Below are 11,416 nucleotides of genomic sequence, written 5' to 3'. Positions count from 1 at the left end.
CATGACCGCCCGACTGGTGTTGTGCAACCTATTCCGGGCGATCACCGCCCGCAAGCAGTATCGGTAACGATTCAGCGGACCGCACGACGAACAGGTGAACGAGTACCGCCGAATGTCATCCGGTGGGGCGGCCGCCCAACGCCAGCTGGGCGAGGAGCTCGCGGCCCTGCTCGGCCGAACGCGGCTGGCAGAGCACGTCGTAGCGGCCGGCGACCAGCTGGCTCGCGGAGGAGAAGTCGCGGCGGGACATGCTGTAGCTGATCGCGGCGAAGACCGTCCACGCCAGGATGCCGAGCACGAGCCCGCCGATCATGGGCTGCCAGGCGAAACCCTGGTTGTTGAACATGCCCAGCAGCAGCCCGATGATCAGGCCGAACCACGCGCCGGACACCGCGCCGGTGCCCAGCACCCGGCCCCAGCTCAGCCTGCCGACGACGCGCTCGACGAGCATCAGGTCGACACCGACGATGGTCACGTCGCTGACCCCGAACTCCTTCTCCGCGAGGAAGCCGACGGCTTGCTGGGCTTCCCCGTACGTCGCGTAGGAACCGATCGGCCAGCCGGTAGGCGGTGTCGGCAGCCTGGGCAGGCCGCCCGCAGCCCGGCCGCTTCCGCCAAAGGGAGCACTCACGTAATCACCTCTCGCCCGTCCTGGTCCATCTTCTCAAGGACGGGCGAAAGGCGCGAACGTTCAGGAGCGGGACTTGTACTCGCGGAGCAGGCCTCGGCTGATGATGGTCTTCTGGATCTCGCTGGTGCCCTCGCCGATGAGCAGGAACGGCGCCTCGCGCATGAGGCGCTCGATCTCGTACTCCTTGGAGTAGCCATAGCCGCCGTGGATGCGGAACGAGTCCTGGGTGACCTCGGCGCAGTACTCGCTCGCGATCAGCTTCGCCATGCCGGCCTCGACGTCGTTGCGCGCGCCGGAGTCCTTGAGGCGGGCGGCGTTGACCATCATCAGATGCGCGGCCTCGACCTTGGTGGCCATCTCGGCGAGCTTGAACGCGATCGCCTGGTGCTCGGCGATCGCCTTGCCGAAGGTCTTGCGCTGCTGGGCGTACTCCACCGCGAGTTCGAACGCGCGGATCGCGATGCCACAGGCGCGGGCGGCGACGTTGACCCGGCCGACCTCGACACCGTCCATCATGTACGCGAAGCCCTTGCCCGGCGCTTCGCCGAGGACCTTGTCGGCACCGATCTTGTAGCCGTCGAACACGGCTTCGGTGGTGTCGACGCCCTTGTAGCCCATCTTGTCGATCTTGCCGGGAATGGTGAGGCCGGGCGCGACCTCGCCGAAGCCCTCGGGCTTCTCGATCAGGAACGTGGTGAGGTTCTGGTGGGCCTTCTCCGCGCCTTCGTCGGTCTTGACGAGCAGCGCGATCAGGTTGGAGCTGCCGCCGTTGGTCAGCCACATCTTCGATCCGTCGATGACGTAACCGTCGTCGGTCTTGCGGGCGCGGGTCTTGATCGCGGCGACGTCTGAGCCGAGGTCCGGCTCGGACATGGAGAACGAGCCGCGGACCTCGCCGGTCGCCATCCGCGGGAGGAAATGCTGCTTCTGCTCCGGCGTCCCGTGCTGCTTGATCATGTGCGCCACGATGAAATGCGTGTTGATGACCCCGGAGACGCTCATCCAGCCGCGCGCGATCTCCTCGACCACGAGCGCGTAGGTCAGCAGCGATTCGCCGAGGCCGCCGTACTCCTCCGGGATGGTGAGCCCGAACAGGCCCATCTCCTTCATCCCCTCGACGATGTCGGCGGGGTAGGTGTCGGCGTGCTCGAGCTCCTGCGCGCGCGGGATGACCTCCTTGTCCACGAACTGGCGGACCGTGGCCAGGATTTCGGACTGCACGTCGGTCAAGCCGGCGGTCTGGGCGAGGCGAGCCATCGCTGCTCCTAAATTCGCGCGCACCGGGCTCCCGGCGCTGGGTTACCGGTGAGTATGACGCCTGGCGTGGGACCTCGCTATGAGCGCAGTCACGCGTACGCCATCCGTGGCCGATCCCGGTCCTGCTCAACGTCGCCGCGAAACACGGGGCTTTCCGGTAGCGATACGGTCCTCGTCTACGAGGGGACCCGGCATGACGAATCCGCACGACCCGTACGGGCATCAGCCGTCCGGGCAGTTCGAGCAGCCCTACGGACTCCAGCCGTACCAACCGCCGCCGCAGCAGTACTACGTCCAGCAGACCTATGTGCGGCCGCCGGATCAGGGCATGGCGGTGGCGTCGCTGGTGTGCTCGCTGATCGGGCTGGTCATGTGCTTCCCGGCGGTCCTGGGGATCATCTTCGGGCACATCGCGCTCTCGAAGGCCAAACGCGGCGAAGCCGGCGGCCAGGGCATGGCGCAGGCGGGCATGATCATCGGCTACGTCGTCACCGCGCTGTGGCTGATCCCGGTCATCCTGTGGTTCGTCTTCGTGGTGCTCGCGATCGGTGCCGCGGGCGTGTCGTGACCCCTTCCCGGATACGGTGGAGTCCCGCACGAACCAGGGGGCCAGCAGGATGAGCAGTTCCGACCCGCAGGACACACCGTCGACGTCGTCCTACACCGACTCGAACACCTTCTCGGATCCGACTTCCGCGTCGTCCGAAACGGTTTCGAGCCCGGCGGAACCGCAGCAGTTCCAGCCGCCCGCGCCGTTCACGCCGCCTCCGCCGTTCGAGCCGCCCGCTCCGTTCGAGGTGCCGTCGGCTTCTGCCCCGGAGCCCGCTCCCGAGCCGGCTTCCGTTCCGGTTCCGGACGAGACGTACGGGCAGGCCATCGACCCGCTGACCGCCGAACCCGTGCCGCCGCCCTACGCGGCTCCGGTTCCGCCGGTGTACACGCCCGTGCCGTTGCCCGCCGCGTATCCGCCGCCGCAGCCCTACAACCCGTACGCGATGGCGGCACCCCCGCGGTCGCAGGACAACGGGATGGCGATCGCCGGGCTGGTGTGCTCGCTCGTCGGGATCTGCTCGTGCGTCACCGTGATCGTCGGGCTGATCCTGGGACACATCGGGCTGGCGAAGGCGAACCGCGGCGAAGCGGGCGGACGCGGCATCGCGCTCGCGGCGGTGGTCATCGCGTACATCGTCATCGCGCTGTACGTCGGGTTCATCGGGACGATGATCATCCTCGGGGTGAACGGCGAGCTCGATTAACGGCGTCGGCCGGGCTGTCTAGAGGTCGGCTGTCGTCACCGCGTTCTCCAAGGAGTGCAGGGAGACATATCGCTGCCGCTGCACGAAAGCCGAGCCTCGTCCAGCGCCGAGATGCGGCAGTGCCTGCCGTAGCTGCCGGTGGTCGGGATGTCCTGGAGCGGTCAGCAGGAAGACCTGATAGCGGCCATCCGTCCAGGTATCGTCCGACGTCTCGATGACCTTCGCGATCTTGCGGTCGAAGCGATCCTCCGAAGCACCAAGCCGCGATGCCTCTTCCGGAGACCACTCGACGTTGTCCCGGCGGTGAAGCACGGCGGGTACTTCAAGCTTGACCTCACGGTCCGCGTAGAACGCCACACGCTCGATCGGCCGAAACGCCCGCCCGGATTGGCACACGTAAGCGGAGCAGGTCTCGTACAACGGCCAAGCGTGCTTCGCCGAAACGACGACGGTGTCGTCGACCGTGACCGGCCGCTGCGCGTAGACGGTCATCAGTCCGCTGCACCGCTTCAGCCAGCGCGCGGCATCCTTGTCGATGTACGCGGCCAGGTCGAAGATCTGGCGAAGCTCGAAGGGTATGTCGACGTTGATCGTCGAGTCGTGGTGCGCGAGCCGGTTCCGGAACTTGCGGACCCGCTCGACAGCGACGGCGACCTCCTTTCGCTTCCCCGACGAGTGCGGGAAGGCGCGATGAAGACAATCGCGCCACAGCTCCTCGTACTTGGGGCCGAGCAGACCTGACCAGAACCCGAAGCTCAATCCGGCGATGATCTGGTGCCGGGTTTCCTTTCGCTGGGGGCGCAGCCGCTCCCGGACGGTGGCCACGGCCTCCGCCACATTGTCCCCGCCGGGAGTCGGCAGCAAGAACCACGGGATGCCGCACTGGTCCTCTCGGAAATGCTCGCGAAGACATCGATCCAGAGCGTTACGAAGGAGCACCTCGAGATGGCCGACCACCTCGAAAGCGGCGGAGGATGTTCGCGCGCTCCATTCGTACAGCCGCAGGGCCGCGACCTTCTCCCCCGACGCTGCCTCGAGGTAGGGAGCCATCCGGGGTTCGGACAGCAGATTCCAGACCATGGGCTCTTCGGTCTCGACGGACTGCACCCGAAGATGCTACCGTCAGTGACGAACGCCCCAGTGTCGCCTCTGATGCAAGCGCCTGGGGCTTCTTCATGCGCTCAGCTGCCTTCCCTGGGCGCCGGCGCCACCTGGCCGTTGCCCTCTGAAACCTCCGGCTCCTCCGAAGGCGCCTCCCGCTTCGGCGTGTTCGCGTCGAGGAAGCGCAGCAGCTCCACCGGGAACGGCAAAACCAGCGTCGAGTTCTTCTCGGCCGAGACCTGCACGACCGTCTCCAGCAGCCGCAACTGCAGCGCCGCCGGAGTGTCGGCCATGGTCGCCGCCGCCTGCGAGAGCTTGTGCGACGCCTGCAGTTCGCCGTCGGCCGAGATGACCCGCGCCCGCCGTTCGCGTTCGGCTTCGGCCTGGCGTGACATCGAGCGCTTCATCGACTCCGGCAGCGCGACGTCCTTGATCTCGACCCGGTCGATGTGGATGCCCCAGTCCAGCGCCGGACTGTCGATCATCAGCTCCAGGCCCTCGTTCAGCCGCTCGCGGTTGGACAGCAGGTCGTCCAGGTCGCTCTTGCCGATGATGGACCGCAGCGAGGTCTGCGCGACCTGGCCGACGGCCGAGCGGTAGTCCTGCACGTTGACCGCGGCCAGCACCGGGTCGATCACCTTGAAGTACACGACCGCGTCCACCCGCACGGTGACGTTGTCGCGGGTGATGCCGTCCTGTGCGGGGATCGGCATCGTGACGATCTGCATGTTGACCTTCTGCAGTCTGTCCGCGATCGGTACCAGCAGCGCGAGCCCCGGCTCCCGGATGGCCGGGCGCACCCGCCCGAACCGGAACACGAGACCGCGTTCGTACTGTTTCACCACGCGAAGGCTGGTCGCGAGCCACGCTCCGCCCGCGACGGCGACCGCACTGAGAATCTCCACCACCATGGCTGCTCCCGGGGTTGTTCTCGCTGTTCACGGTACGCCCGGCGAGTCACGGGCGAAACACGGTGGACAGGCCTGCCAAGGTGGGTTCGTGACCGGTTTCAAGATCCCGCCCAAATTCCTCGACCGCGCCGCCGAACTCGGCCCCGGAGCCGCCGAGTGGCTCGATTCCCTCCCGTTCCTCGCCGAGAAGTACACCGCCAAGTGGCAGCTCGAATACGACGGCGAGGCCATGCACGGCTTCGTCGGCGTCGCGCAGCCCGTGCGCCGCGCGGACGGCTCCCCCGCGATCCTCAAACTCGGCTGGCCGCACGAGGAGTCCGACGACGAACCGCTCGCACTGTCCACTTGGGCCGGTCAGGGCGCGGTCCTGATGTACGACAACGTGCCCGAGGACGGCGTGCTGCTCCTGGAGCGGCTCGACGCCACCCGGTCGCTGGAAACGGAGCCGATCCAGGAGGCCGTCGAGACCGTCGGCGCGCTGGCGCGGCGGCTGGCCGTCCCCGCTCCCGAAGCACTGCGGCGATCCCTGCGCGAAGAGGCCGCGGAGCTGGTCACCGAGCTTCCGGAGACCTGGAGCGAACTGGGCGAACCGTTCGACCGCAAGTACGTCGACGCGGCGGTGGAGATCTGCGTGAACCTCGGGCCGGAAGCCGGTGAGCTGATGGTGAACGAGGATCTGCACTTCGAGAACGTCCTCGCCGGGGCGCGCGAACCGTGGCTGGTGATCGACCCGAAGCCGCTTTCGGGTGATCTGGAGTTCGGCGCGATCTCGATCCTCTGGAACCGGGCGAACGAGTCCACAATGGACGAAAAGATCAAGTGGTTCACCGCGGCCGCCGGGGTGGACGCCGAACGCACGCGGGCGTGGACGCTGGTCCGCGCGGTGCAGAACTGGACCTGGCTGTACGAAGACCTCGCCGAGGGCGCCTCGCCCGAGACCATCGCCGAAGACCCGGCCTACACCGCCGTCCCCGGGATCGCCGCCTGGGCATTGCGGTGATCACAGGAATCGTCGCGGGCCCCGGGAGCGGATAACCTTCGGGCATGGCAGCCGTGAACAGGGTATTCGCAGCTCAGCTGGCCGGTTTGCCGGTTTTCGGCCCCGATGGTGAATCGATCGGCAAGGTGCGGGACCTGGTCGCGGGCCTGCGCCTGGACCAGCAACCGCCGCGGATCCTGGGCATCGTGGTCGAGCTGACGACGAGGCGCCGCGTGTTCGTGCCGATGTTGCGCGTGACCTCGATCGAGCCCAGCGCGGTCACACTCGCCACCGGATCGGTGAACATGCGGCGCTTCCATCAGCGGCCCAACGAGGTGCTGGTGGTCGGGCAGCTCTTCGACGCGTACGCCACGCTCGCGGGCTCCGACACCAGGATCACCGTCGTCGACGCCGCCATGGAACCGACGCGGACACGGGACTGGGTGCTCGCGAAGCTCGCGATCCGCGAACGATCGAGCAGACTCGGCCTCGGCAGGCGGCGTTCGGCGATGCAGGTGCTGCCGTGGTCGGAGGTGTCCGGGCTCGGGCTGACCGATCTGACCGGCCAGACCCAGGGCGCGGCGCAGCTGCTGATGCTGTTCGACACCATGCGCCCGGCCGACGTCGCCGCCACGGTCCGCGACCTGCCCCTCAAACGACGGCACGAGGTCGCCGACGCGATGGACGACGAGCACCTCGCCGACGTCATCGAGGAGCTTCCCGAAGACGACCAGAAGGAACTGCTGTCCTACCTCGCCGAGGAACGGGCCGCCGACATCCTCGAAGCGATGGACCCCGACGACGCCGCCGACCTGCTGGCCGAATTGGCGCCCGCCGAGCAGAACCGGTTCCTGGAACTGATGGAACCCGAGGAGTCGGCGCCGGTGAAGCGGCTGCTGGAGTACTCCTCCGACACCGCGGGCGGTCTGATGACACCCGAGCCGGTGGTGCTGACCCCGGACGCCACGATCGCCGAGGCGCTCGCGCACATCCGCAACGCCGACCTCCCGGTGGCGCTGGCGAGCATGGTGTTCGTCTGCCGTCCGCCGACGGAGACGCCGACAGGGCGCTTCGTCGGCGTCGTCCACTTCCAGCGACTGCTGCGCGAACCACCCGCGGAGATGGTGGCGAGCGCCGTCGACTCCCAGCTGCCCGCGCTGCGGCCGAAGGCCACCTTGTCCGAGGTCACGCGCTACTTCGCCGCCTACAACCTCACCTGCGGGCCGGTGGTGGACGCCGAGGACCACCTGCTCGGCGCGGTCACCGTCGACGACGTGCTCGACCACCTGCTCCCGGAAGACTGGCGCGAGACCGGGCTGCACGACATCACCGGCGAGATCACCGAGGAGGCCGAACGTGCCTGAACTGACGTCCGGGCGGCGGCTCGACCAGCCCCGAGGCCAGAGCCGGTTCAGGCTGAACATCGACCCCGACTCGTTCGGCCGGTTCACCGAACGGATCGCGCGGTTCCTCGGCACCGGCAAGTACCTGTTCTGGCAGACGCTGATCGTCATCGTCTGGATCGTGCTGAACCTGGTCGCGGTCTCGCTGCAATGGGACCCGTACCCGTTCATCCTGCTCAACCTGGCGTTCTCGACGCAGGCCGCGTACGCCGCGCCGCTGATCCTGCTGGCGCAGAACCGGCAGGACGACCGCGACCGCGTCTCACTCGACGAGGACCGGAATCGCGCCGCGCAGACGAAGGCCGACACCGAATACCTCGCGCGGGAGCTCGCGTCGCTGCGGATCGCGCTCGGCGAGGTCGCCACCCGGGACTTCCTGCGGGGCGAGCTCGACCGGCTCCGTGAGGATCTCGACGCCAAGCCGCGCAAGGCCAAACCCGACCGCACGCCTACCGGTACTTGATTTTTGCGGATGAGCCCCCGGCCGCGATCCCGTCGCCAGGGCGCACGCTGGCCGAACAGGGTCACTTCTTGCTCGTCAGGGCGCCCTGCCGCCGTGATCCCGGAGCCTTCGGCCAGGCGGGTTCGTCCAGCTCCGCCTACCGGTACGTAACATGGAGAGGTGACCAGTACGCAGCAACTCCCCAGCGTCGACGATGTCCGCACCGCGCTGAAGGCCGTGTACGACCCGGAGATCAAGAAACCGATCACCGAACTCGGCATGGTCAAGGACGTGGAGGTCGGCTCGGACGGTGTGGTCACCGTCGGGATCTACCTGACGGTCGCCGGCTGCCCGCTGAAGGCGACGCTGACCAACGACACCACCGAAGCCGTCAAGAAGCTCCCCGGCGTCAGCGACGTCCGGGTCGAGCTCGACGTGATGAGCGACGAGCAACGCACTGAGCTGCGGAAATCGCTGCGCGGCGACGCCGCGGAACCGGTGATCCCGTTCGCGCAGCCGGGCTCGCTGACGCGCGTCTACTGCGTCGCGTCCGGCAAGGGCGGCGTCGGCAAGTCCTCGGTGACGGTGAACCTCGCGGCCGCGATGGCCGAACGCGGGCTGTCCGTCGGCGTGGTGGACGCGGACATCTACGGGCACTCGGTGCCGCGGATGCTCGGCGCGCGGGAGAAGCCGACCAAGGTCGACACCATGATCATGCCGCCGCAGGCGCACGGCGTGAAGGTCATCTCGATCGGCATGTTCACCCCGGGCAACACCCCCGTGGTGTGGCGCGGGCCGATGCTGCACCGCGCGCTGCAGCAGTTCCTCGCCGACGTGTTCTGGGGCGACCTCGACATCCTGCTGCTGGACCTGCCGCCGGGCACCGGCGACATCGCGATCTCGGTGGCGCAGCTCATCCCGAACGCGGAGATCCTGGTCGTCACCACCCCGCAGCAGGCCGCCGCCGAGGTGGCCGAGCGCGCGGGCGCGATCGCGCTTCAGACACGGCAGCGGGTGGCCGGGGTCATCGAGAACATGTCGTGGCTGGAGACGCCCGACGGCCAGAAGATGGAGATCTTCGGCTCCGGCGGCGGGCAGTCGGTGGCCGACTCGCTGTCGAAGTCGGTCGGGTCGACGGTGCCGCTGCTCGGGCAGGTCCCGATGGACCCGCGCGTGGTCTCCAACGGCGACGCGGGCACGCCGATCGTGCTGGCCGAGCCGGAAGCACCGGCGTCGCTCGTGCTCAAGGAGGCGGCGAAGAAGCTGACCGTCCGGGCGCGCGGGCTGGCCGGGATGATGCTGAACGTCACCCCCGCCGGCCGCTGACCGTCCCCCTCTCATGCATTTAGTCCTCTGAATGCGGTACTTGCACACGCAAGGACCGCATTCAGAGGACTAAATGCGTGTTGGGGGGTTCAGGTGGCGTCCGGGTCGACCGGAGGGCGCTCGCCGGGCTTCAGCGGCTCAGGCTGCGCAGCCGGCGCCGGGTGGCCGTTGGGCTTGGCTGCGCCATTGGAACCGTTGGTGCCGTTGACGTTGTTGAGCCCCAGCGGATCCGTGTCACCGTCGAACAGGTGCTGGGTGACGACCCGCTTCGGGTCGAAGTTCCGCAGGCCTCGCAGGTCCTCCAGCGGCTTGCGCAGCTGATCGAACTCCGGGCCCATCTCCTCGCGCAGCTGCGTCTTGGCCCCGGTCGCGAAGTCGCGGACCTTGCGGACGCTCTTCGCCACCCACGACGCCGCTTCGGGCAGCCGTTCCGGACCGAGGATGAAAAGACCCGCGACGACGATGATGAGGATCTCTCCCCAGCCGACACTCTCGAACACCCGTGTGAACCTCCGCCTCGGCGTCTTCCCCGTTCAGGGTACCCGGCCGAACTCGCTAGTCCGAGGCCAGTTTCACGTCCACGACAAGTGAAGACCCATCCCGGACAAGCCGGACAGGGACCACTTCGCCGACTTCGCGGGCGCGGACCGCGACGAGCAGTTCCGCCGAGTCGCGCACGAGCCGTCCGCCGACTTCCGTGATGACGTCGCCTTCTTTGATCCCCGCCGAGGCCGCGGGGCCTCCCGGAGCGACGTTGCGGACCTGTGCGCCCATGGTGCTGGAGCCCGCGACGGTCGACGAAGCGTTGATGCCGATGTCGGGGTGGACGACCTTGCCGTCCTTGATGAGTGTTTTCGCGATCTTCACCGCGTAGTCGCTCGGGATGGCGAACCCGATGCCGATGCTGCCGCCTTCGGCGCTGGACGAGCGGATCGCGGAGTTGATCCCGACCAGCGCGCCGGTCGCGTCGACGAGCGCGCCACCCGAGTTGCCGTGGTTGATCGCGGCGTCGGTCTGGATGGCCTCGTAGATCACCGGCGCGCTGCCGCCGTCGCCGCCGGCGGTCACCGGGCGGTTGAGCGCGCTCACGATGCCGGCGGTGACCGAGTTCTGCAGCGCCAGCGGCGAACCGACGGCGATCACCGAGTCGCCGACCGCCAGCTCGGACGATTTCCCGACCTGCAGCGCGGTGAGGTTCTTGACGTCGACCTTGACCACGGCCAGGTCGGTCTTGGGGTCGGCGCCGACGACCTTCGCCTCGACGCGTTTGCCGTCGAAGAAGACGGCGGTGACCTTGGTGGCCGAATCGGCCGTCGCGGCGGAGATCACGTGCTCGTTGGTGAGCACGTAGCCCTGGTTGTCGATGACGACCCCGGAGCCCTGCTGTCCGGCGTCGGCGCCGGGTTTGAACACCTCGAGCGAGACGACGGCGGGCGCCACCCGGTGGGCGATGTCCGCGATCGAGCCCGCCGGGCGTTCCTTGGCCGCATCGGCCTCGGAGATGCTGGCCTGGCCGGTCAGTTCGGTGCCGGTGTCGGCGAACCACCAGCCGATCAGCCCGCCTACCGCGCCGATGACCAGCGCGACCGCGGCGAGCATCGCCAGCGCCTTCGTCTGCACACGCCGCCCGAAGAGGACCTCCGGAAGGCTCAGCAGGGCACCCTGCGGGCGCTTCGCGTCCTTCTCTTCCTTCGCATCCTGCTGCACGGCGGGACCGGCGAGCACCGCGCCGGAACCGGGATCACGCCAGGGGTCCGATGTCGGGGTCCAGAGCGGGTCTTCCGGGCCGTCCGCGGACGACCCGGAGCCGTTGCTCCCGTGCGGCCGCTCCAGCACGATACCTTCGGCGCCCGGCGGGCGGCGGAAGGCTTCGGCGAGCGATTCCGGCGTCGGCGGCGCCAGGTTCAGGCCCGGCGCGGACTGCCCGTTCCTGCCGGGCTGGTACAGCTTGTCGAAGGCGCCGTCGACGCCATGCGGCCTCCCGAACGTGGCCGCCTGCGCCGGATCGACGGCGGGCCGGGCCAGCGGGCGCGGTGCCAGCCGATCCCCCGCCGGGTCACCAGGCTGCTGCGGATTCGCGTTCGGCTGCTCGGTCATCATTCCCCGGGGC

The 11,416-nt window shown here is 68.5% G+C and carries 12 protein-coding genes; 6 read left to right on the top strand and 6 right to left on the bottom strand.

The genetic code is table 11. From position 1 onward, the window contains the following. Nucleotides 1-115: 115 nt before the first annotated feature. Complete coding sequence (locus tag AORI_RS46320; protein ID WP_016331463.1) at nt 116-631, bottom strand: YflT domain-containing protein; 516 nt, start codon at nt 629-631, stop codon at nt 116-118. 60 nt (nt 632-691) lie between these two features. After that, entirely contained in the window at nt 692-1,888 is a 1,197-nt protein-coding gene (locus AORI_RS46315) for an acyl-CoA dehydrogenase family protein (protein ID WP_016331462.1), read from the bottom strand. A 193-nt stretch (nt 1,889-2,081) separates the two neighbouring features. Between AORI_RS46315 and AORI_RS46310 the strand changes: the two genes are divergently transcribed. After that, nucleotides 2,082-2,456 carry a DUF4190 domain-containing protein gene (locus AORI_RS46310; protein ID WP_016331461.1) on the top strand — a complete coding sequence of 125 codons (375 nt, stop codon included), beginning with the start codon at nt 2,082-2,084 and terminating at the stop codon, nt 2,454-2,456. 49 nt (nt 2,457-2,505) lie between these two features. Next, nucleotides 2,506-3,144: a DUF4190 domain-containing protein gene (locus AORI_RS46305; RefSeq protein WP_043847914.1), complete on the top strand. Its 639-nt coding sequence runs from the start codon at nt 2,506-2,508 to the stop codon at nt 3,142-3,144. Between the two features lie 18 nt (nt 3,145-3,162). Here the strand turns inward: AORI_RS46305 and AORI_RS46300 are convergent, their stop codons facing one another. Together AORI_RS46300 and AORI_RS46295 are read right to left on the bottom strand one after the other, a co-directional pair. Continuing rightward, nucleotides 3,163-4,251: a hypothetical protein gene (locus AORI_RS46300; protein ID WP_016331459.1), complete on the bottom strand. Its 1,089-nt coding sequence runs from the start codon at nt 4,249-4,251 to the stop codon at nt 3,163-3,165. A gap of 74 nt (nt 4,252-4,325) precedes the next feature. Further along, nucleotides 4,326-5,156 (bottom strand): slipin family protein, encoded by an 831-nt coding sequence (locus tag AORI_RS46295; protein ID WP_016331458.1) that lies wholly within the window; start codon nt 5,154-5,156, stop codon nt 4,326-4,328. Nucleotides 5,157-5,244: 88 nt separating this feature from the next. Here AORI_RS46295 and AORI_RS46290 point away from each other — a divergent pair, with 88 nt between their 5' ends. The 4 genes from AORI_RS46290 to AORI_RS46275 all read left to right on the top strand — a co-directional run bounded on the left by AORI_RS46290 (nt 5,245) and on the right by AORI_RS46275 (nt 9,306). Then, nucleotides 5,245-6,156: an aminoglycoside phosphotransferase family protein gene (locus AORI_RS46290; protein WP_016331457.1), complete on the top strand. Its 912-nt coding sequence runs from the start codon at nt 5,245-5,247 to the stop codon at nt 6,154-6,156. Nucleotides 6,157-6,200: 44 nt separating this feature from the next. Continuing rightward, nucleotides 6,201-7,499, top strand: a complete 1,299-nt coding sequence (locus AORI_RS46285; protein WP_016331456.1) for a magnesium transporter MgtE N-terminal domain-containing protein — start codon at nt 6,201-6,203, stop codon at nt 7,497-7,499. After that, nucleotides 7,492-8,001, top strand: coding sequence for a DUF1003 domain-containing protein (locus tag AORI_RS46280; RefSeq protein WP_005155380.1), 510 nt, complete (start codon nt 7,492-7,494; stop codon nt 7,999-8,001). Before AORI_RS46285 ends, AORI_RS46280 begins: the two co-directional genes overlap by 8 nt. Before the next feature lie 159 nt (nt 8,002-8,160). Then, nucleotides 8,161-9,306 carry an Mrp/NBP35 family ATP-binding protein gene (locus tag AORI_RS46275; RefSeq protein WP_016331455.1) on the top strand — a complete coding sequence of 382 codons (1,146 nt, stop codon included), beginning with the start codon at nt 8,161-8,163 and terminating at the stop codon, nt 9,304-9,306. Between the two features lie 89 nt (nt 9,307-9,395). Here the strand turns inward: AORI_RS46275 and tatB are convergent, their stop codons facing one another. Beyond that, nucleotides 9,396-9,806 (bottom strand): Sec-independent protein translocase protein TatB, encoded by a 411-nt coding sequence (tatB, locus tag AORI_RS46270; protein ID WP_016331454.1) that lies wholly within the window; start codon nt 9,804-9,806, stop codon nt 9,396-9,398. Between the two features lie 55 nt (nt 9,807-9,861). Then, the gene (locus tag AORI_RS46265; protein ID WP_043848579.1) at nt 9,862-11,403 is read right to left on the bottom strand and encodes a S1C family serine protease; all 1,542 of its coding nucleotides are present in this window, start codon (nt 11,401-11,403) and stop codon (nt 9,862-9,864) included. Between the last annotated feature and the right edge of the window lie 13 nt (nt 11,404-11,416).

Source organism: Amycolatopsis keratiniphila, from assembly GCF_000400635.2.
Taxonomy (GTDB): Bacteria; Actinomycetota; Actinomycetes; order Mycobacteriales; family Pseudonocardiaceae; genus Amycolatopsis; species Amycolatopsis keratiniphila.
Note: the sequence above shows the minus strand (reverse complement) of the source record. Positions and strands in the feature narration are given on the sequence as shown.

What these genes read in the sequence shown, in the direction of transcription:
- AORI_RS46315 (WP_016331462.1), bottom strand. Translation starts at nt 1,888, where the DNA reads ATGGCTCGCCTCGCCCAGACCGCCGGCTTGACCGACGTGCAGTCCGAA.
- AORI_RS46310 (WP_016331461.1), top strand. Translation starts at nt 2,082, where the DNA reads ATGACGAATCCGCACGACCCGTACGGGCATCAGCCGTCCGGGCAGTTC.
- AORI_RS46305 (WP_043847914.1), top strand. Translation starts at nt 2,506, where the DNA reads ATGAGCAGTTCCGACCCGCAGGACACACCGTCGACGTCGTCCTACACC.
- AORI_RS46295 (WP_016331458.1), bottom strand. Translation starts at nt 5,156, where the DNA reads ATGGTGGTGGAGATTCTCAGTGCGGTCGCCGTCGCGGGCGGAGCGTGG.
- AORI_RS46285 (WP_016331456.1), top strand. Translation starts at nt 6,201, where the DNA reads ATGGCAGCCGTGAACAGGGTATTCGCAGCTCAGCTGGCCGGTTTGCCG.
- AORI_RS46265 (WP_043848579.1), bottom strand. Translation starts at nt 11,403, where the DNA reads ATGACCGAGCAGCCGAACGCGAATCCGCAGCAGCCTGGTGACCCGGCG.